The organism is Mesorhizobium sp. B2-9-1 (assembly GCF_006439455.1).
Taxonomy (GTDB): domain Bacteria; phylum Pseudomonadota; class Alphaproteobacteria; order Rhizobiales; family Rhizobiaceae; genus Mesorhizobium.
In genome coordinates, this window is sequence record NZ_VFTP01000002.1 from 280,665 (window position 1) to 300,433 (window position 19,769).

Genomic DNA, 19,769 nt, shown 5'->3' on the forward strand with positions numbered 1-19,769 from the left:
GAGGCGTCGCCGTCACGGTCCGAGATATCAGCCGGCTTAAAGCGGCAGCGCCGCCAGCATCAGCCCGACGCCGCCGGCGATCAGGATGGCCGCCGCAAGCGCCTTCCGATGGCGCTCGAACGCCGTCGGAGCCCGTTCCCAATTGTAACGCATACAGATCACTCCCCAAAGCCCGGCGGACTCATAGCTTACTTAGGGGAAGCAAGGCAAGACTTCGCTAATATTGCCTGCTAGCGGGCAGACACCTGCAGGGTCGATCGTCCTCCTTCGCTATGCATGGCGATGGACAGCCTTGCGGCGCCGCGCTAATTGCTTTTTCAGCGAAGGGAGCGGGCGGATGGCTGAAATCGGCTCTGAAACGGTGCTGCGCATGGCGGACGATGCGTCCGTGCAGCATGTCGGCGATGGCGCGGTCGTGCTTTTGGCGCGCAGCGGTCAGCTTTACACCTGCAACGACACGACCGAGGCTTTTCTCGACAAGGTGAACGGCGCGCGCAAGCTCGACCAGATCGTCGATCTGCTGTCGGAGGAATTCGAGATCGACAAGGCAACGCTCGATCAGGATATGGCCGAATTGGCCGCCGAGCTGGTGGCTGAAGGCATCCTCGCCGACCCGGACGCGTGATGGCCGACGGACCGGTCCTGCGCGCCTTGTTCCGCGTCCATTTGTGGCTCAGCGCCCGGCTGATGCCGGTGCTGGTCGGCCGGCGCGATTTCGAAAGCGTGTTGAAACTGGCGCCGCTGCAGTCGCCCGCACCCTATCGCGACTTGCCCTGGACCTACATCGTCCATCGCGTCAAGCGGACGGTGCGACGCCCCTGGCTGATGCGCGACCGCAGATGCCTTCGCGAAGGTCTGCTCGGCTTCCGCTTTCTGCGCATGGCCGGTCTTGATCCAGAGCTGCGTTTCGGCGTCGACGCCAAGTCGATGCACGAGCCTCGCCTGTCGGCGCATTGCTGGGTCTGCCTCGACGGCACGCCGGTGATCAGCGACAGCCAGCCCGGCATGGTGGAGATCTACCGCCACCCGGCCAGCATGAAGGCGCCAGCCGCTTGAGCAACCAGACCTTCCGCTATGATCTCAACGGCCAGGTCATAGGCATCACCGCCGCGCGTGCCGATCTGTGGCCGAGCTTCGACCTGATGCTCGGCGCCCTGCGTATGAACGAGCCTGTCCAGCCCGGTTTTCGCGTCGACATTGTCGAAACGCTTGAGTTGCACGAGAACCCCGAAGGAAAGCTGGCTTTCGACGGCGAAGTGCCGCTGGATGGCCATTGCCGGATGATCGACGCCGGACGCGCCTTCCATCTCGTCTTTCCGGGCCAGCAGACGCTGTCGATCCACGACGGCGAGAGCCGGGCCGAAATCCGTCTTCATCCCGACAGCAAGATCAAGTGGACTTTGCTGATGATGGTGCTGGATGCAGCACTCGACGCGGACGGCCAGCATATGCTGCACACCGCGGGTCTCACCTTGCCTGGAAAGGACGCCCTGGTTCTCATTCATGCGCCAAGCGGCACGGGCAAGTCCACCACATCGCTCGCGCTTGCCTCGCGGGGCTTCGGCCTCTGCTCGGACGACGTGATGATCCTCGACGCAAGCGCGCAGGGCATCACGGCCTGGGGCATGCCGCGCAAGGTGAAGGTCCACCGCAACACGGCGGCGATGCTGCCCTTCGTCGCGCCCTGCCTGGGCGAGAAGTGGGACGCCGAGGGCGAGCAATCCGTTTCGCTGGACCGCCTTGGCGAAATCATCCGTGTCGAGGATGTGCGCGCCAGGCCCGTCGCGGCGCTCTTGCACCTTGCACGCTCGGCAGACGCCGAGACCCGGCTGCTGCCGATGGCCAGGACAGATGCCATGGTGGCTTTGGCCACCGACAATGTAAGGACCGGCATGACCGGCCTGCTGTCGCTGCAGAAAAGGCGCATGGCGACGATCGTGGCACTGGTGCAGGCGGTGCCGACCTTCACGCTGGAAGTCGGGGCAAGGCCGGTCGAGGCGGCGGCGCTGATCCAGGCTGCGGTTGAGATTTAGCTGTGAGTGAGTTTCCTCTCTCAGGCTGGATATGGTCGCGGCCGCGCCAGCCTCTGCACCCAGCGGAAGGCATCGCGGCTGAGGCGCGACCGCAGCTTCTCGCGCGAATTGACGCGAAGCAGCATGTTGCCGGTGATCAGCCATTTCGCCAACCGTATCGAGAGGTCCGGCTTGATGCGGTCGGCAAGCTCGATCGCGCGCGGCGCGCCGAACAGGCGTCCGGTGACGTTGAGGACCGTGGCCAGCTCGAGCTCGATGCCGGTCATGCGGGCGGCATCGAGCAGCCGCGCTTCCTCTTGAGGCGATTTCAGCGCCCGCACGCCTTGCAGCACGTCGACGCAGAGCTGCAGGCGGTGGAACTTGTGGCCGCCGGCGGCATGGACGATGGCGATGGTGAGCAGCGCGGCCGGTGTGTCGGTTTCGCCGCCGTCGATCGCCTGCAACTCGCGAAAGCCAAGCGACAGGCGTCTGCGCATGACGGTGTCGTGCACCAGATTGCCATGCAATTCGATCAGCAGGCTGGAGTTCTCTTTCTCCAGCCATTTGAATTCCTGCAGCTCGTGCGACTCGGCCTCGTCGCTGCCGAGCTCGAAGCCGCATTCGCCGATGGTCTTGTTGGCCTCATCGATGCTGGCGGGGTCGACGAGAATGTCGATGTCGGTGAAGGGACGGTCCGCAACCTGGCTATAGAGCTTGCGCGCGAACACCGGTCCCTTGACGATCCGGGCCGGCACGCCCTTTGCCGCCAGCGCCTTCATGATGCGGTCGCCGTGGTACTGCAACAGCATCGATTGGCCGGTCGCCATCGTCGCCTCGTCGCGCAACTCCGACAACTTCCGCTGCAAGGCTGCGTCCTGCGGCAGTTGAGCGTCGCCGATTTGCCGGAGTTTGCGCAGCATGATTGGCAGCACACCATGGAACTCGGCGTTGACGAGCAGCGCCAGCAGGGTTGCGGCTGCAATATCCCGGCCGACAGCAGGCAGTGCTTCGGGGTCGGCAAAGGTCAGCAGCAGCTTTTCATCGGCAGGCGCAAGAGAAGGCAGCATCAACCCGGGCGGCGTTCGAACGACAGGAACAAGCCATGCTTACAGAAAAGCACGCCGGAAACCAGTGCGGCGGCAGAGCCAGCTTGTGAGTTTGACTTTCCGAGCGGATCGTCCATTCTCCGGATTCGATCCGGAGGGTGTTGGAAATGACGAAAAAGAAATATGCGGCGCCTTTGCTGCGCAAGGCTGGAAAACTGTCCAGCGTGGTGGCCGTGGCGTCACCGGCGTTTTGAGGCGTTCGGGCTTCGGTTTTGGCTGAAGCTGGCTACATCCCCCAGCGCAGCGCCGCCGTGTGTACCGGCGCGTCCCAAAATGCCGACGTTTCGTCGTCCAGCATGGTCAGCGTGATCGAGCATCCCGCCATGTCGAGCGAGGTCACATAGGACCCGACCAGCGAGCGGACCACTGTCACGCCCTGCCTCTCGAACATCCTGCGGGCGCTGTTGTACATCAGATAAAGCTCCATGGACGGCGTGCCGCCGAAGCCGTTGACGAACAGCAGCGCCGGTCCTTTGGCGCGATCGCCGAGGTCGCCGGCAATCGCCGCACAGACCTCCTCGGCGATGGCGTCGGCGCTCTTCAGCGCGTCGCGCCGCCGGCCGGGCTCGCCGTGGATGCCCACGCCGAATTCCATCTCGCCGTCGCCGATCTCGAAGGTCGGCCTGCCGGCGGCGGGCACCGTGCCGCTGGTCAGCGCCACGCCCATCGAGCGCGTCGCGGCGTTGACGCGGTCGCCCAGCGCCTTGAGCGCGGGCAGCGGCATGCCTTGCTCGGCGGCCGCGCCGACGATCTTTTCCACCACCAGCGTGCCGGCGACGCCGCGCCGTCCGGTCGTGTAGGACGAGTTCTCGACCGCGACGTCGTCATTCGTCACCACCTGCAGCACGCCATCCGCCATCTCTGCCGCCATGTCGAAATTCATCACATCGCCTTCGTAGTTCTTGACGATGAACAGGCAGCCGGCGCCGGTATCGACGTCCCGCACGGCCGCCAGCATCTGGTCGGGCGTGGGCGAGGTGAAGACCTGGCCGGGGCAGGCAGCGTCCAGCATGCCGTGGCCGACAAAACCGCCATGCAGCGGCTCGTGGCCGGAGCCGCCGCCCGAGATCAGCGCCACCTTGCCCGGCTTCAACGCCCTGCGGCGGATGAATTTGTGCTCGTCGCCAAGCACAAGGATATCGGCATGGGCGGCTGCGAAGCCATCGAGGCTCTCGGTCAGGACCGTGTCCACCGAATTGATGAATTTCTTCATGGCAGTCCTCCCGACGTCTTAGTTTACGCAATTCCGAACGGAAAACCGCTGGACACTTTTCCTGGAATTGCTCTTGCTCAGCCGCTGCCCTTGCCGGCGATGCTGGTTATTTTCTGGATGAATTCGTTGATCGCCCGGTCGAGCGCGGCGTTCTGCCTGTCGTCGCCGAAATCCGGCACGATGAGCGAGACGTGGCGCGTCTTGCGCGGCCCCGAGGCTACGGGCGCCTTGCCGGGATGCGCCTGGTGATAGGCGGCCATGAATTGGTCGCGCTCGGCCTGGCTGAAATGGCAGACCGAAAAGATCGACGGCAGATGCTTTGACGGGATCGGGATCGAATAGGCCGGGCTGGAGATCTGGGTGACGAAGCTGCGGTGCTTGCCGAGCGCGTCGGCAAGCCGCTGGCGCATGCCCGACGGACGCTGGTCGATCACCTGCGACAGGATCGTCTTATAGGCGCGGATCGCCTCCTCCGAGCCTGTTTCCGATATCTTCTCGGTCCTGGCCATGCCGCGTCTACACCGCAACGTCTGCGATGGCCGCCTTGGCCATGGCGAGTTGCGCAGGGGCGACCGACAGGTCGCGCAAGCCGGCCTCGAGCAGGGCCGGGATGGCTGCCGGATCGCCGCCCGCGTCGCCGCATAGGCTGACCGGAATACCTCTCTCACGTCCGAAGGCGGTGACCGCAGCGATCAGTCGCAGCACCGCCGGGTTGCGGACGGAGTTGAGATGCGCGACCGCCGCGTTGTCCCGCGCGGCCGCCATCACGTATTGCGTCAGGTCGTTGGAGCCGATCGAGAAGAAGGCGACATCGGCGAAGGCTTCCGGCGCCAGCGCGACGGACGGCACCTCGACCATGATGCCGAGCGGCGGAAGCCTGTGCGCGACGCCCTGCGCGGCAAGCGCGGCTTGTTCTTCCGCGAACAGCGCGGCGGCTTGGCTGTACTCCTCGGGCGTGGCGATCATCGGGAACATCACCTTCAGATTGCCGTGGATGGCGGCGCGCAGCAATGCCCGTATCTGCACGCGAAAAATGTCGCGCCGCTTAAGCGAAAGCCTTATGCCGCGCAGACCGAGAAACGGGTTGGTTTCCTCGACGGTGAAACCCGGCACCGGCTTGTCGCCGCCGGCATCGACGGTGCGGATGGTCACCGGCTTGTCGCCTGCCCATTCCAGCACGTTGCGATACGCACGGTATTGCGTCTCCTCATCCGGCACTGTCTTACCGAACAGGAACTCCGTGCGCATCAGGCCGACGCCGTCGCAGCTTTCGATTTCGATGCCGTCGACATCGGAAGGGTAGGCGATGTTGACCTGGACGCGCACGGAGGTGCCGGCCTTGGTCACCGCCGGCTCCGTCAGGAATGTCCGCGCAGCGCCCTGGCGATCGGCGAAGGTGGAGGCGGACTGCCGGAAGGCTTCGATCTCGGCCGGCGAGGGCGAAATGACGATTCCGCCGCGTTCGGCATCGAGCAGCGCGACACCGGTGCGCGTTTCAGCCTCGTCGCCAAGACCGACAACCATCGGCACGCCACGCGAGCGCGCCAGCATAGCGACATGGCTGGCGGTGCTGCCGCGCTTGAGCGCGATGCCGCCGCCCTTGCTCCAGTCGGTTTCGAGGAAGCGCGTCGGCGCGATGTCGTCGCCATAAAGGATCGCGCCCGGCGGCGTCGCGGCCTCGCTGTCCTCGCTCAACGCCCGCAGCACCTGGTCGCGGATGTCGCGCAAATCCGCGGCGCGGGCACGGAAATAGTCCTGGTCCGACGCTTCGTAGCCGGCGATCTCGCTGTCCAGCGCCGCGCGCCAGGCGGCGTCCGCCGGCTGTCCGGAACCGATCGCCGACAAGGCCGGACCGCTCAGCGCGTCGTCCTCCAGCATGGCGATGTGGAATTCGAGAATGCCGGCGGCGTCGCCATTGGCGGTTTCGACCAGCGCCGCCAGCCGGCCGACGGCCTTGCCGATTGCGCTCACCAATGCGGCTTGTTCTTCGTCGGCGCTCGCCTTGGCCATGTAGCTCGCCGGAGGCTGGTCGAGGTCGAACAGCGGGCCTTCGGCGTAGCCGGGAGAGGCGGGGATACCCTCAACCCGCATGGCTCGCATTCCTTGCGGACCTGGCGACATTCAGATCGGTCTCAAGCGGACCGGGCATGATCCGCGTCCTCGTCGAAGTCACGCTGCACCAGATCGACCAGCGCCTTCACCGCCTGGGTCGCGCCGTCGCCCTTGGCGCGGATATGCAGCATGGTCCCTTTCGGCGCCTTGGCCGCCATCACCTTGACGATGCTCTTGGCGTCGAACCAGGGGCCGTTGGCCGCCACCGCCACTTCCACCTCGGCCGCGAACGACTTGGCGAGCTTGGTGAACTTCACCGAAGGGCGCGCATGCAGCCCCACCGCGTGGGTGATCAGGACCGTTGCTTCGGCGGATGCGGACATTCAGTCGGTTCCCGTTCGTTCACGACGGCGACAATTCATGCGCCGTCGCCACCACTTCCTTGAGCGAGGCGCCGCCGGAGGATTCGGTCGCCGCCATCACCGCGCCCTCGACGATCGGCGCGTTGCAGACGACTATTCTGTGGGAGCGCGGCTCGCCGATCATCTCGACCGCCATCTCCGAGTTGGTCTCGGCGCCGCCGAGATCGACCAGTATGGCGACGCCCGCGTCCGACCAGGCCTTGTCGATCGCGTTCATGATCGCCTCGACGCTGGTGCCGAGGCCGCCATGGCCGTTTCCGCCGCACCATGCAAGCGGCACTTCGTCGCCCACCATCTGGCGCACCATGTCGGCCGTGCCCTCGGCGACCAGGGGCGAATGCGACACGATGACGATACCGACATTGCTCATCAAATGCCCTCGACAGTTTCGGCGACTGCGCGCACCAGCAGCGCGGTCGAGCGCGCTCCGGCGTCCATATGCCCGATCGAGCGCTCTCCCAGGAAGGAGGCGCGCCCGCGCAGGGCCTTCATCGGCACAGTGGCCTCCGCGGCCTTGTCGGCTGCGTCGGCGATTTCGCTTGCCGACTTGCCTTGCGCCAATGCCTCATACACCGGCGCCAGCACATCGAGCATGGTTTTTTGGCCAACTTGAGATTTACCCCGCGCGGCAACCGCCTCGATCGCCTTGCCGAGTGCCGCGGCCAAGCCGCTTCGATCGGGTGCTGCCGGCAATTCCTTGCCGAGCGCCATGAACAGCGTGCCGAAGAGAGGCCCGGACGCGCCGCCGACGGTCATTACCAGCTTGGTGCCGACGGCCTTCAGCGCCTCGGGCAGCGGTTTTGCTGAAAAGGCGTCGGCCTCGGCGCGCACGGCCTCGAAGCCGCGCTTCATGTTCAGCCCGTGGTCGCCGTCGCCGATCGCCTGGTCGAGCGCGGTCAACTCCTCGGCATGCGCCGCGATCGTATCGGCCGCCGCCGCGATCAATCGGGAGAAATCGGCTGCGGCCATTTCCTGTCCTTCATGCCGGGGCGAACAGAGCCGCCACGGCGGCGAAAACTTCGGCGACCGCGAAGGCGCCGGGATCCGCGACGTCAAGCTGTCTGCCGATATAGGCGGAACGCCCGGCCTTCGCCTTCCGCATCGCGGCGGTTGCCTCGGCGCCTTGCCGCGCTGCTTCTGCCGCTGCTTCCGGCCCGCTTGCGTCCAGAGCTTTCAGCGCCGGCTCCAGTGCATCGACCATCGTGCGGTCGCCGATCCTGGCGCCGCCATAGAAGGTCATCCGGTCGAGCCCGGCAAGCAACGCCTTGCCGAGCGACGCGCCGGTGCCGAGCGATTGCGACGCGGCGGTGAAGAAGATCGACAACAGCACGCCGCTGGAGCCGCCCATCGACGTGCCCAACGTATCGCCGATTGCGGCAAATGTCGCGGCCCTGTCGGCGAGCGGCAGCGTCTCGATTCGCTCGAGAATGCTGCGCGCTCCCGTCGCCACGGTCGAGCCGGTGTCGCCGTCGCCGGCCTTGGCGTCGAGCGCATTGAGCGGCTCTTCGAGCGCGATCAGCTTTTGGCAGACGGCTTTGATCAGCCGCTCGGCGGCCGCATCGCGGCTAGCGGGCTTTGTGGCTGTGCCTATCCCAGGCTTGGCCATCGCGATGACGACCGGCTGCCGAACCGGCTTTGCCGGCAGCCAGGCATGCGGGCCGACCGGCGCCAGCAGCGCCGCCTCGCGCTCCGCGTCGAGCCTGAGCAGCGACAGCGAGAAGCCGTTCATGTTGAGCGCCGTCATCAAATGTCCGGGGCCGACCGTCAGCGCCACGGCTTTCGCCAGCGGTGAGGCGAGCACCGCATTGGCGATCAAGGACATTTCGAGCGGCGGCACTGAGCCGAGATTGTTGATCAGCAAGGCGTAGCGGCTGCCGGGGTCGAGCCGCGCCGCGAGGCGTTCGGCCATGACAGCGACAAATGCGCCGGCGCTCTGCAGCGCTATGCGCTCGACGCCCGGCTCGCCATGGATGCCGAGGCCGAGCTCGCCATCATCCGCGCCGAAGCGCTCCTCATGCGCCTGCCCCGGGATCGAGCAGGAGGAAAGCGAGATGCCGAGCGAGATGATATCGGTTGCCGCCGTCCGCGCCGCGGCAGCGACCGATGCAAGGTCATGGCCGCTTTCGGAAAAAAATCCGGCGATCTTGTGCACGAACAGCGTGCCGGCAACGCCACGCGGCTGCGCGATGTCGGGCAGCGCGATGTCGTCGCCGACGATCACCATCTCGACCGCAAGGCCCTCGGCGCGCGCCTTCTCGGCGGCGAGGCCGAAATTGAGCCGGTCGCCGGTGTAGTTCTTGACGATCAGCAGGCAGCCGGCGGGGCCGGTCGTCGCGCGGATCGCCGCCAGCACCGCCTCGACACTGGGCGAGGCGAAGATCTCGCCGGAGACGGCCGCCGTCAGCATGCCGGCGCCGACGAAGCCGGCATGCGAGGGTTCATGCCCCGCGCCGCCGCCCGAAACGATCGCCACCTTCGTCTTGTCCCACTCGGCGCGTAGCACGACCTTGATCTCGGGATAGCCGTCGAGGCGGGCCAGCGCGCCCGAACCCGTCGTGGCGAGAAAGCCGTCGAGCGCCTCGGTGACGATCGTGTCCTTGCGGTTGAAAAAGTGCTTCATGGATTTGGTCCAGTCCGTATCTGCGGTCGTCAATCGGTTTGCAAATTTGTCGTGCGAGCTGACTACATCAATCTTTGCCCGTCCGAGCCGAAATAGAGCGGCGCCATGTAGCGAATCGTCACTCTGTCCCCCTTTGCGAGCGGCGTGTCAGGATCGGTGAGCGTCACCAGCTTCTTCGGCCCCACCGCCACATGCAGGTGATTCTGATCGCCGAGATGCTCGACCCAGTCGACGACGCCGTTGGCATGTCCGTTCGCTGCCTTCTCGATCGCGAGATGCTCGGTCCGCGCGCCGATCGTCGTCGTTCCGGTCGGGGCGCCGCCGTCGGGCAGCAGTCCGGCCGGCAGAAGGTTGATCGCCGGCTGGCCGAGGCGCGCCGCGACATGAAGGTTTGCCGGCTCAGAATAGATCGCGCGCGGCGTGCCGATCTGCACCAGCATGCCGTCGGCGAGGATGCCGATGCGGTCGGCCATGGTCATCGCCTCGATCTGGTCGTGCGTGACATAGAGCATGGTGGCGCCGAGCTCGGACTGGATGCGCTTGAGCTCGAGCCGGAGATCGGCGCGCAGCTTGGCGTCGAGCGAGGACAGCGGCTCGTCCATCAGGTAGATCGCGGGCTTCCTCACAAGGGCGCGGCCGATGGCGACGCGCTGCATCTCGCCGCCGGACAATTTCGTCGAGCGGTTGTCGAGCTTGTGGTCGATGCGCACCATGCGCGCGACTTCCTCGACGCGCCGCCGCACAGCCTCTTCGGGAAACCGCCGCGCCGGCGAGCGCAGCGGGAAGGCGAGATTGTCGAACACCGAAAGATGCGGATAGAGCGAATATTGCTGGAAGACGAAGGCGGTGTCGCGTTCGGCCGGCGACAGCGCCGTCGCGTCTTGGCCGCCGATGTGGATCGTGCCGCTATCCGGCCGTTCCAGCCCGGCGATCAGCCGCAGCGTCGTCGTCTTGCCGGCGCCGGTCGGCCCGAGCAGCACGACGAATTCGCCGTCCTTGATCGCGAGGTCGAGATCGTTGATCGCGACGGTGTCGCCAAAACTCTTGGTCACGCCCTGGATACGGACATCAGCCATGGCGCGCCTCCGCTGCCTGATCATGCATGGCGGTCCTGACCGCGCGGCCGGAACCCTTCTCGAACAGCGACAGCCGGGCGCCGTTCAGCGCCAGCCCGACCTGTTCGCCAGGGCTGAGATGGATGCCGGCCGGCACCCGCGCCTTGATGATGCCGTCGGCCGTCTCGACCGCAACGATCTGCGTGGTGCCGAGATATTCGGTGCCGTAAATCGCGCCGCGCAGCTTCGAGCCGTCGTCAAAGCGGATATGCTCGGGCCGGATGCCAAGCGCCATGTCGGCGGGCGCGACGTCCTCGCGGACTTCCGGCACCGCCACCTTTGCGCCCTGCACGACGATCTCCTTCGCGCCCCTGGCGAGCCCGCCGCCGAAGCGCAGGAAATTCATTGGCGGCGAGCCGATGAAATCGGCGACGAACATGGTTGCGGGCCGGTCGTAGATTTCGCGCGGCGTGCCGAACTGCTCGATGACGCCGTGATTCATCACCGCAATTTTGTCGGCCATCGACATCGCTTCCATCTGGTCGTGCGTGACATAGACGGTCGTTGCGTGGATGCGGTTGTGCAGCTCGCGCAGCTCATGCACCATCAAATCGCGGAATTCGGTGTCGAGGGTCCCAAGCGGCTCGTCCATGAGGAAACATTTCGGCCGCCGCACAATGGCGCGGCCGAGCGCGACGCGCTGCCGGTCGCCGCCGGCAAGGCCGGAGACGGACTTGTCGAGCAGATGGTCGATGCGCAAGAGCTTCGCCGTCTCCTCGACGCGGCCGCGGATCTCGGCCGACGGCATGCCCTGCGCCAAAAGCGGAAAGCCGATGTTCCGGCGCACATTCATATGCGGGTAGAGCGCGAAGAGCTGGAAGACGAAGGCGATGTCGCGCTCGCGCGCCCGGCGCATGGTGACGTCCTCGCCGCCAAGCAGGATCTTGCCGCCGGTGGGCAGTTCAAGCCCGGCGATCATGCGCAGCGTCGTCGTCTTGCCGCAGCCTGACGGTCCGAGCATGACGAAGAACTCGCCGTCCTCGACGACGAAATTGGAATCCTGGACGGCGACGAATGCGCCGAAGGCCTTCCTCAGATTCTGAACACGGATCTCGGCCATCGTTATTCCGGGAATTTCGAGACGATGATGAACATCACCGTGCCGGCAAGCATGGTGACGAAGGAATAGGTATAGAGCGACAGCGCGAAGGGCTGGAACAGCATCAGGAAGCCGATCGCGATGATCGCGGTCGCGATGTTTTCCATCAGGCCGCGCCTTGCCCAGACGGGCCATGAGGAGCGCTTGGTGGCAACAGAGCGGTTCATGCGTTCCTCCCTTCCTTCCCGTTCAAGGGGAGAAATGGTTGCCAGGTGGTTCCCCCACTCCGTCGCTGCTTCGCAGCGCCACCTCTCCCCCCTCCGGAGGGAGAGGAAGGGAGTCTGGCTGAATGAAGTTCGCGCCCTTCCTCTCCCCCGTCGATCGGGGGAGAGGTGTCGAGCGAAGCTCGACGGAGTGGGGGTCGACTTATTCCCACACTAGTCATTTGCGCACCGCGCCGAAGGTGATGCCGCGCAGCAACTGCTTGCGCAGCAGGATGGTGAAGACGAGGATCGGCACCAGGAAGATGGTCGTGCCCGCCGCCACTGCCGGCCAGTCCTGGCCGCCTTCGCCGATGATGGTCGGGATGAAGGGCGGAGCGGTCTGCGCGGTGCCGGAAGTAAGCAGCGCTGCGAAGGCATATTCGTTCCAGGCAAAGATCAGGCAGAAGATGGCGGTCGCGGCGATGCCGGTGGTCGCCTGCGGCAGCACAGTGCGCCAGAAGGCCTGCAGCCGCGTATAGCCGTCGATCATCGCGGCCTCTTCATATTCGCGCGGGATCTCGTCGATGAAGCCCTTGAGCAGCCACACGGCCAAAGAGACGTTGACCGCGGTATAGAGCAGGATCATGCCGAGCGCGGTGTCGGACAGGCCGAGCTCGCGATACATAAGATAGATCGGGATCGCCACCGCGATCGGCGGCATGAAACGCGTCGACAGGATGAAGAACAGAAGGTCGTCGGCCAGAGGCACCTTGAAGCGCGAGAAACCATAGGCCGAGAGCGTGCCGAGGAACACGGCGCAGAAGGTCGAGCCGAAGGCGATGATCAGCGAATTGACGAAGCGCGGCAGGAAGTTCGACGGCCCGGCGATCACCATGTTGCGCTTGCGCACGGTCTCGTCGCAGAAGCCGGTCGCCGGTCCGAGCGACTTGATATAGTCCGGCGTCTGCCTTGTGCGGGTCGTGAACAGGTTGCAATAGCCCTCGATGCTCGGCTGGAAGACGATCTTGGGCGGATAGGCGATCGAATCCGGCGGCGTCTTGAAGCTGGTGGCGAAGATCCACAGCAGCGGCACGATCGAGATCAGCGCATAGGCTATGATGATCGTGCCGGCGATCAGCTTCGCGTTCGACGAGGGCGCAACGACGGAATGGGCAGTGGTCAGGCTCATCTCTGCTTCACCTTGTTGAGCGCCTTGACGTAGATGTTGGCCAGCCCGAACACCGCAACGAACAGGATGATGGCGAAGGCCGAGGAATAGCCGGTGCGCCAGCTTTCGAAAGCCTGCCGCTTCAGCGTGATCGAGGCGACTTCCGTGGTCGAGCCGGGTCCGCCGCCGGTGAGCAGGTTGACCATGTCGAACATCTTGAAATTCTCGATGCCGCGAAACAACACCGCCAGCATGATGAAGGGCAGCGCCATCGGCAGCGTGATCGACCAAAACTGCCGCCAGTTGGAGGCGCGGTCGACCTCGGCCGCCTCATAGATGTATTCGGGAATGGAACGCAGGCCGGCGAGGCAGATCAGCATCACGTAAGGCGTCCACATCCAGGTGTCGACGATGATGATCGCCCACGGCGCCAGCTCGACATTGGACAGCATCTGCACATTCGTCGGCGGAATGCCGGTGACGAATGAGACGACATAGGAAAACAGCCCGATCTGCGGCTCGTAGAGGAAGCGCCAGAAATTGCCGACCACCGCCGGCGACAACATCATCGGTACCAGGATGATGGTGGTCCAGAAGCCGTGGCCGCGAAACTTGCGGTCGATCAGCCAAGCCAGCGTGAAGCCGATGACGGTCTGCAAGAGGATCGTCCAGAACACGAAATGCGCCGTCGTCTGCATGGCGATCCAGATGTCCTGGTCGCCGAGGATGCGCTGGTAATTGGCGAGCCCAAGGTTCTTCACCGCCTCGTTCGGCCGGTTGGCGCGGAAATTGGTGAAGGAGAGATAGATCGCCCAGAACAGCGGGAAGATGTTGATGGCCAACAGCAAAAGGATCGTCGGCGAGATGAACAGCCAGGCGAGGCCCTTGTCGCTGATGCCCCGGATCTTCTTGGCCAACGGTTCCGGTGTTGCCCGGGCAACGTTGTCCGCAGTCCGATCGAGCATGGTAAGTCCTGCTTCGGTCACGGGTAAGTCTCGACTGTGGAATTTATCTGAACTGCGTCCCGTGCCAAGGGCGGCACGGGACGCTGCGGTTGGGCTCGGGAGGAGCCTACATCTTGCCGTCGTCCTGGAAGACCTGCGTCCAGTCCTTGACCAGCCCGTTGAGCGCGTCCTTGGGCGAGCCCTGGCCGGCCACGACATAGTCATGGAAGCGCTTCTGCGAGGCCTGCAGCAGCGGCGCGTAGCTGGGTTCCGCCCAGAAATCCTTCACGATTGCCATCGAGTCGAGGAAGGCCTGCGCATAGGGCTGGCTGGACGGGAATTTCGGATCCTTGACGACGGAGTTCAGGCAGGAATAGCCGCCGAGCGACCACCACTTGGCCTGCACGTCTTTGTTGGCGAACCACTTGATGTATTTCAGCGCCGATTCCTGCTTGTCGGAATAGGAAACCACCGAAATGCCCTGGCCGCCGAGCTGCGCGAACTGGTCGCCGTCGGGACCCTTCGGATTGACGAAGTAACCGATCTTGTCGCCGCCGACATTCTCGTCCTTCTGCAGACCGGGCCAAGTGAAGGCGAAGTTCATGTGCATCGCCACCTGGCCGGATTTGAAGGCGTCGACACCTTCGCCCATGTAGCTGTTTGAGGCGCCGGGCGGCGTGCAGCAGTCATAGAGCGACTTGTAGAATTCCAGCCCCTTCACCGATTTCTCGGAATTGACGAAGCCTTCCATCTCGTAGGGCTTCTTCGGGTTCTCATATTGGAAGCCGTAGCTGTAGAGCACGTCCATGGCACCCATGGTGATGCCTTCCGAGCCGCGCTCGGTATAGATGGAGGCGCCGTAGACGGTCTTGCCGTCGATCTGCCGCTTCTGGAAGAATTCGGCGATCTGCTTCAGCTGGTCGAAGGTGGTCGGCGGGGCGAGGTCCCAGCCATACTTCTCCTTGAATTCCTTCTGCAGCTCGGGCCGCGAGAACCAGTCCTTGCGATAGGTCCAGCCGACGACGTCGCCCATGGCCGGCAGGGCCCAGTAGTTCGGCGTGTTCTTCGGCCATTCCGAATAGCCGACCACGGTCGCCGGCACGAAGTCGTCCATGCTGATCTTCTCCTTGTCGAAGAAGTCGTTCAGCTTCACGTAATGGCCGTTCTCGGCGGCGCCGCCGATCCACTGGCTGTCGCCGATTATCAGGTCGCAGAGCTTGCCATGCGAGTTGAGCTCGTTGAGGAAGCGGTCGGCGTAATTGGTCCACGGCACGAACTCGAATTTCATGCCGATGCCGGTTTCCTTGGTGAAGTCCTTGGACAGTTCCACGAGCGCGTTGGCCGGATCCCAGGCCGCCCAGCACAGCGTCAGGTCTTCCGCATGCGCGACGTTCGAGACGGCTGTCGACGCAAAGATCGCCGAGGCCAGTCCCAACGCCAGTTTCAAGGTCGATTTCATGCCTTACCTCCCATTTGCGAAACGCGTCCGGATGACGGTTTCAAGAGCCCTCGACCCTCGCTCCTCCGAGGGCCCAAACACGGCGGGCGAACGCGCCGTCCGATGTTTAGTAATTTGTTTAGTGATGCGCTTTTTACTAAACAACGCAAGCGAATTCGTTGCTGCGCCGCAGCATGGCGAAACGCGTCATTGAAATCGTTGGAAAATGATCGCCGGACCTGCGTGCTGCCGACGTCAGCTGGCCGCGTTGGCGGGGCCCGGACTTGTCGTCACCGGCCGGATCGGCGGCGCCGGCGGCAGGAGCGCGCGTATGTCGGCGAAGGGGAAGGTCGGCTCGAAGCGAAAGGCCTCGGCCAGCGCGCCGGGTGCGCCGTTGCACTGTCCGGCGCGAAACTCGTTCTGAAGGCGCGCCCTGTGCACATAGTGCTCCGGACCCTGCGACTGGTGCGCGAGGATTGCTTTCGCCTTGATGTCCCAATGATGCGAGATTTCGACATAATGCGTCGGCGAAAAGCCGGTGCCGCCGAGCGTATCGGCATGCAGCACCGGCACCGCGAAGGATGCGGCGAGCCGCACGCCGTCGGACAGGGCGCGGTGGTCGCCGTGATAATCATAGGGCGCATGGGTGATGGCGAGGTCGGGCTTCGCCTCGCCGATCAGTGCCTTCAGCGCCGCAATGAACGCGGCATCGGCGACGAGCTCCCCGTCGGGAAAGTCGAGGAAGCGCGGCTCGACGCCGAGCAGGCCCGCCGCCTTGGCCGCTTCCTTGTGCCGCAAGCGGGCAAGCGCCTTGGGGTCGCCCATGCCGCCTCTGGCACCATCGGTGGCTATGGCGAAAGTCAGTTCTGCGCCTTGCGCGGCATAGGCGGCCAGCGTACCGAACATGAATATCTCGATATCGTCGGGATGTGCCCCCAGCGCCAGTATCTTCACGTCTTTCTCCCGGAATGGAATCGTGCCGAACGGAATCCTGCTCGCTCTTCTCGCTTACGCAAACTATTCGTTCAGCGACGCCGTCATCAAGGGTCTGGGCGGGCAGTTCACCGTCTTCGAGATCGGCTTCTTCATGACCTTGTTTGCCGGCTGTTTCCTCTTCTTCACCCGGCCGAAGGAGGAGCGCTGGCGCGATTTCTGGCGCACCGGGCGGCCCTGGGCCGTGCAGGCACGCGCCTGGGCCGGCATCGCCTCGGGCGTGCTCAGCGTCTATGCCTTCACCAGCATTCCGCTGGCGGAGGTTTATGCGCTGCTCTTCCTGGCCCCGTTGCTCGTCACCGTGCTTTCGACCGTCATCCTGAAGGAGGAGGTCGGCCCCTGGCGGTGGCTTGCCGTGGTCTCGGGCTTCGCCGGTGTCATGCTGGTGGTGAGGCCGGGCTTCCGCGAATTGCATCTTGGCCATCTCGCCGCCTTCGCCAATGCCTTCGTCGCGGCGACCATCGTCATCCTGATGCGCTCGCTTGCCCAGCAGGAAAAGCGCACGACCATGCTGGGCTCGCTGATCGGCTATGGCCTGCTCTTCAACGGGGTCGGCGCGGTCGCGACGTCATTTGCGCTCCCCAATCTGTGGCAATTGGGCTGGCTGGTCCTGGGCGGCCTGTTCACCGCCGGCGGCCAGTTGCTGCATCTCCTGGCGGCCAAATACGCCCCGGCCAATCGCATCGCCCCGACGCATTATTCGCAGATCGTCTGGGCGGTTATTCTCGGCGCGATGTTCTTCAGGGAATATCCCGACGCGATGACGCTGGTCGGCCTTGCCGTCGTCGGCGCCTCGGGCCTCCTCACCATGGTGCGCGAGGAAGTGCGGCTTGGCACAGTGCGCTGGAACCCGTTTACGCGTGCGCGGCTTTGACCTGCATGGGCCCGACACGTTGCACGGCGACCGCGACCGCTGATATGCGGGCAAAATGACGACGAAACCCTTGCCGGACCTTCCGGTCACAGCCGTGCTGCCGGCGCTCGGCGAAGCGCTCGCGCGGTGCAGCAGCGCCGTGCTGGTGGCGCCGCCCGGCGCCGGCAAGACAACGCTGGTGCCGCTGGCGCTGCTCGACGCGCCTTGGCTCGGCGAGGGCCGGATCGTGCTCCTCGAGCCGCGGCGGCTCGCCGCCCGCGCCGCCGCGCGCCGCATGGCCGAATTGCTGGGCGAGGAGCCCGGCGGCACGGTGGGCTACGCCATGCGCATGGAGAACCGCACCTCGGCGCGTACCAAGATCCTGGTCGTCACCGAAGGCGTGCTCTCGCGCATGATTCTCGACGATCCGGAGCTGCCCGGCGTCTCGGCGGTGATCTTCGACGAATTCCATGAACGCTCGCTCGACGGCGATGTCGGCCTGGCGCTGGCGCTCGACGTGCAGGGCGCGTTGCGGCCGGACCTGCGTCTGCTGGTCATGTCGGCGACGCTCGACGGCGCGCGCGTGGCGAAGCTTTTGTCGGAGGCGCCGGTGATCGAAAGCGAGGGTCGCGCTTATCCGGTCGAGATCCGCTACGAAGAACGGCCAGCCGGAGTCGCGATTGAGGACGCCATGGCCAAAGCCGTGCGCGCGGCTTTGGCCGGCGAGCCGGGCAGCGTGCTTGCCTTCCTGCCCGGACAGCGCGAGATCGAGCGCACCGCCGAGCGGCTCGCGGGCAACGTCGCGGCCGACACCGACATCGTTCCGCTCTATGGTCAGCTCGACAACAGGGCGCAGGACGCGGCGATCAGGCCGGCGCCGGCCGGCCGCCGCAAGGTGGTGCTGGCGACCTCAATCGCCGAGACCTCGATCACCATCGACGGCGTGCGCGTCGTCATCGATTCCGGCCTGTCGCGGCTGCCGCGCTATGAGCCGGCGAGCGGCCTGACCAGGCTTGAGACGGTGCGTGTCAGCAAGGCTTCGGCCGACCAGCGCGCCGGCCGCGCCGGCCGCACTCAAGCCGGCGTGGCGGTTCGCCTGTGGCGGGCCGAGCAGACCGCGTCGCTTCCCGCCTTCACGCCGCCGGAAATCCTTGAGGCCGATCTGTCTGGATTGCTGCTCGACTGCGCCGCCTTCGGTGTCGCCGATCCGTCGAGCCTCTCCTTTCTCGATCCGCCGCCGGCCCCGGCGCTCAACGAGGCGAGGGAGCTGCTCAAGGCGCTGCATGCCATTGACGATGCCGGCAGGCTGACCGAGGCGGGCGCCGCCATGCGCAAGCTGGCGCTGCCGGTGCGCCTGGCGCATATGGTGGCCGAAGCGGCGAAGAGCGGCCACCCGCTCGAAGCAACGACGCTTGCCGTGCTTTTGACGGAGCGTGGGCTGGGCGGCGACAGCGCCGATCTGGAGCGGCGTCTGATCCGGTTTCGCGGCGAGAAATCCCCTCGCGCCAATGCCGCGCGGCAATTGGCGGAGCGTCTGGCCGGGCAGGCCGGCGGAGACAGAAGCGACGCGCCGGCCGGCGCTGGCTCGCTCCTCATCCATGCCTGGCCGGATCGCGTGGCAAGGGCGCGCGGCGAGCGCGGCCGCTTCGTGCTCGCCAATGGTTCGGGCGCCATGATCGATGCCGCGGATGCGCTCGCCAATGAAACCTGGCTTGTGGTCGCCGACCTGCAGGGCAAGGCGCAGAACGCCCGCATCACCGCCGCCGCGCCGGTCGGCGAAGTCGATATCCGCACCGCCCTTGCCGACCGCATCGAGACAAAGCGTGAGACGAGTTTCGACCGCGAGCGCCGCGCCGTGCGCGTGCGCGAGACCGCGCGTCTCGGCGCCATCACGCTTTCCGAGCGCATGCTGCCCGCGCCGTCCGGCGCCGATGCCGACCGCGCTATTATCGATGCCTTGTGCGAGCACGGCCTGTCGCTGCTCGACTGGGGCAAGGAAGCGGAGGCTCTCCGCCAGCGGCTCGGCTGGCTGCATCGCGGCTTGGGGGCGCCCTGGCCCGACGTTTCCGATGAAGCGCTTGTCGAGGGCCTCGACGATTGGCTCCTGCCGTTTCTCTCCGGCGATGCCTATTTCGGCGCCGTCAAGCCGGCGATTTTGTCGTCGGCACTGATGGCGCTTGTCCCGCACGACCTGCAGCGCAAGGTCGACGCATTGGCGCCGACCCATTTCGACGCGCCGTCGGGCAGTCACGTGCCGATCCGCTATGACGGCGAATGGCCGGTGCTTTCGATCCGCGTGCAGGAACTGTTCGGCCTCGACCGTCATCCGGCGATCGCAAACGGAACCGTTCCGCTGACGCTTGAATTGCTCTCGCCGGCGCACCGCCCGATCCAGACGACGCGCGATCTCCCCGGCTTCTGGCGCGGCTCCTGGGCGGATGTGCGCGCCGACATGCGCGGTCGCTATCCAAAACATGTCTGGCCGGAAAACCCGCTGCTGGCCGCCGCCACCAGCCGCGCCAAGCCGCGCGGGACGTAGTGGCAGGCTCACGGCAGTGAACCGCATACCTTTGCGATTGGCGCAGACGCTC

The 19,769-nt window shown here is 65.4% G+C and carries 20 protein-coding genes; 5 read left to right on the top strand and 15 right to left on the bottom strand.

The genetic code is table 11. The features are described 5' to 3' along the window. Window positions 1-337: 337 nt before the first annotated feature. Genes FJW05_RS05545 through FJW05_RS05555 form a run of 3 tightly spaced genes read left to right on the top strand, consistent with a single transcriptional unit; the run spans window position 338 to window position 2,033 of the window. Window positions 338-625 carry a PqqD family protein gene (locus FJW05_RS05545; protein ID WP_140628930.1) on the top strand — a complete coding sequence of 96 codons (288 nt, stop codon included), beginning with the start codon at window positions 338-340 and terminating at the stop codon, window positions 623-625. Beyond that, window positions 625-1,056: a lasso peptide biosynthesis B2 protein gene (locus FJW05_RS05550; RefSeq protein ID WP_140544101.1), complete on the top strand. Its 432-nt coding sequence runs from the start codon at window positions 625-627 to the stop codon at window positions 1,054-1,056. The genes FJW05_RS05545 and FJW05_RS05550 overlap by 1 nt, the downstream gene beginning before the upstream one ends. Next, a complete protein-coding gene (locus FJW05_RS05555) occupies window positions 1,053-2,033 on the top strand; it encodes a serine kinase (protein WP_140628933.1) in 981 nt (326 codons plus the stop codon). Before FJW05_RS05550 ends, FJW05_RS05555 begins: the two co-directional genes overlap by 4 nt. A 20-nt stretch (window positions 2,034-2,053) precedes the next feature. Here the strand turns inward: FJW05_RS05555 and FJW05_RS05560 are convergent, their stop codons facing one another. The 15 genes from FJW05_RS05560 to FJW05_RS05630 all read right to left on the bottom strand — a co-directional run bounded on the left by FJW05_RS05560 (window position 2,054) and on the right by FJW05_RS05630 (window position 16,286). Next, window positions 2,054-3,079, bottom strand: coding sequence for a nucleotidyltransferase family protein (locus FJW05_RS05560; RefSeq protein ID WP_140628936.1), 1,026 nt, complete (start codon window positions 3,077-3,079; stop codon window positions 2,054-2,056). Window positions 3,080-3,344: 265 nt separating this feature from the next. Beyond that, window positions 3,345-4,331, bottom strand: a complete 987-nt coding sequence (gene dhaK / locus FJW05_RS05565; RefSeq protein ID WP_140628939.1) for a dihydroxyacetone kinase subunit DhaK — start codon at window positions 4,329-4,331, stop codon at window positions 3,345-3,347. A 77-nt stretch (window positions 4,332-4,408) separates the two neighbouring features. Then, window positions 4,409-4,840 (bottom strand): hypothetical protein, encoded by a 432-nt coding sequence (locus FJW05_RS05570; RefSeq protein WP_140628942.1) that lies wholly within the window; start codon window positions 4,838-4,840, stop codon window positions 4,409-4,411. A gap of 7 nt (window positions 4,841-4,847) precedes the next feature. Continuing rightward, the gene (gene ptsP / locus FJW05_RS05575; protein ID WP_181164854.1) at window positions 4,848-6,422 is read right to left on the bottom strand and encodes a phosphoenolpyruvate--protein phosphotransferase; all 1,575 of its coding nucleotides are present in this window, start codon (window positions 6,420-6,422) and stop codon (window positions 4,848-4,850) included. 41 nt (window positions 6,423-6,463) lie between these two features. Beyond that, window positions 6,464-6,766 (bottom strand): HPr family phosphocarrier protein, encoded by a 303-nt coding sequence (locus FJW05_RS05580; protein WP_095766133.1) that lies wholly within the window; start codon window positions 6,764-6,766, stop codon window positions 6,464-6,466. A 19-nt stretch (window positions 6,767-6,785) separates the two neighbouring features. Continuing rightward, entirely contained in the window at window positions 6,786-7,175 is a 390-nt protein-coding gene (gene dhaM / locus FJW05_RS05585) for a dihydroxyacetone kinase phosphoryl donor subunit DhaM (protein WP_140628950.1), read from the bottom strand. Further along, the gene (gene dhaL / locus FJW05_RS05590; RefSeq protein WP_140628953.1) at window positions 7,175-7,774 is read right to left on the bottom strand and encodes a dihydroxyacetone kinase subunit DhaL; all 600 of its coding nucleotides are present in this window, start codon (window positions 7,772-7,774) and stop codon (window positions 7,175-7,177) included. The genes dhaM and dhaL overlap by 1 nt, the downstream gene beginning before the upstream one ends. A gap of 10 nt (window positions 7,775-7,784) precedes the next feature. Beyond that, on the bottom strand, window positions 7,785-9,425 hold the full coding sequence (locus tag FJW05_RS05595; RefSeq protein ID WP_140628956.1) for a dihydroxyacetone kinase subunit DhaK: 1,641 nt from the start codon (window positions 9,423-9,425) through the stop codon (window positions 7,785-7,787). Between the two features lie 62 nt (window positions 9,426-9,487). After that, entirely contained in the window at window positions 9,488-10,501 is a 1,014-nt protein-coding gene (locus FJW05_RS05600; protein ID WP_140628959.1) for an ABC transporter ATP-binding protein, read from the bottom strand. Beyond that, complete coding sequence (locus FJW05_RS05605; RefSeq protein ID WP_140628963.1) at window positions 10,494-11,600, bottom strand: ABC transporter ATP-binding protein; 1,107 nt, start codon at window positions 11,598-11,600, stop codon at window positions 10,494-10,496. Before FJW05_RS05605 ends, FJW05_RS05600 begins: the two co-directional genes overlap by 8 nt. Window positions 11,601-11,602: 2 nt before the next feature. Next, window positions 11,603-11,806 (bottom strand): hypothetical protein, encoded by a 204-nt coding sequence (locus FJW05_RS05610; protein ID WP_140628966.1) that lies wholly within the window; start codon window positions 11,804-11,806, stop codon window positions 11,603-11,605. Between the two features lie 214 nt (window positions 11,807-12,020). After that, a complete protein-coding gene (locus tag FJW05_RS05615) occupies window positions 12,021-12,971 on the bottom strand; it encodes a carbohydrate ABC transporter permease (protein ID WP_140544069.1) in 951 nt (316 codons plus the stop codon). Continuing rightward, complete coding sequence (locus tag FJW05_RS05620) at window positions 12,968-13,915, bottom strand: sugar ABC transporter permease (RefSeq protein WP_140629735.1); 948 nt, start codon at window positions 13,913-13,915, stop codon at window positions 12,968-12,970. The genes FJW05_RS05615 and FJW05_RS05620 overlap by 4 nt, the downstream gene beginning before the upstream one ends. A gap of 106 nt (window positions 13,916-14,021) precedes the next feature. Then, entirely contained in the window at window positions 14,022-15,353 is a 1,332-nt protein-coding gene (locus tag FJW05_RS05625) for an ABC transporter substrate-binding protein (RefSeq protein ID WP_140628969.1), read from the bottom strand. Between the two features lie 234 nt (window positions 15,354-15,587). Then, window positions 15,588-16,286, bottom strand: a complete 699-nt coding sequence (locus FJW05_RS05630; RefSeq protein ID WP_140628972.1) for a PIG-L deacetylase family protein — start codon at window positions 16,284-16,286, stop codon at window positions 15,588-15,590. 22 nt (window positions 16,287-16,308) lie between these two features. Here FJW05_RS05630 and FJW05_RS05635 point away from each other — a divergent pair, with 22 nt between their 5' ends. Both FJW05_RS05635 and hrpB read left to right on the top strand, forming a co-directional pair. Next, window positions 16,309-17,199: a DMT family transporter gene (locus FJW05_RS05635; protein ID WP_140628977.1), complete on the top strand. Its 891-nt coding sequence runs from the start codon at window positions 16,309-16,311 to the stop codon at window positions 17,197-17,199. A 55-nt stretch (window positions 17,200-17,254) separates the two neighbouring features. Beyond that, entirely contained in the window at window positions 17,255-19,717 is a 2,463-nt protein-coding gene (gene hrpB, locus FJW05_RS05640) for an ATP-dependent helicase HrpB (protein WP_140628982.1), read from the top strand. Window positions 19,718-19,769 lie beyond the last annotated feature (52 nt).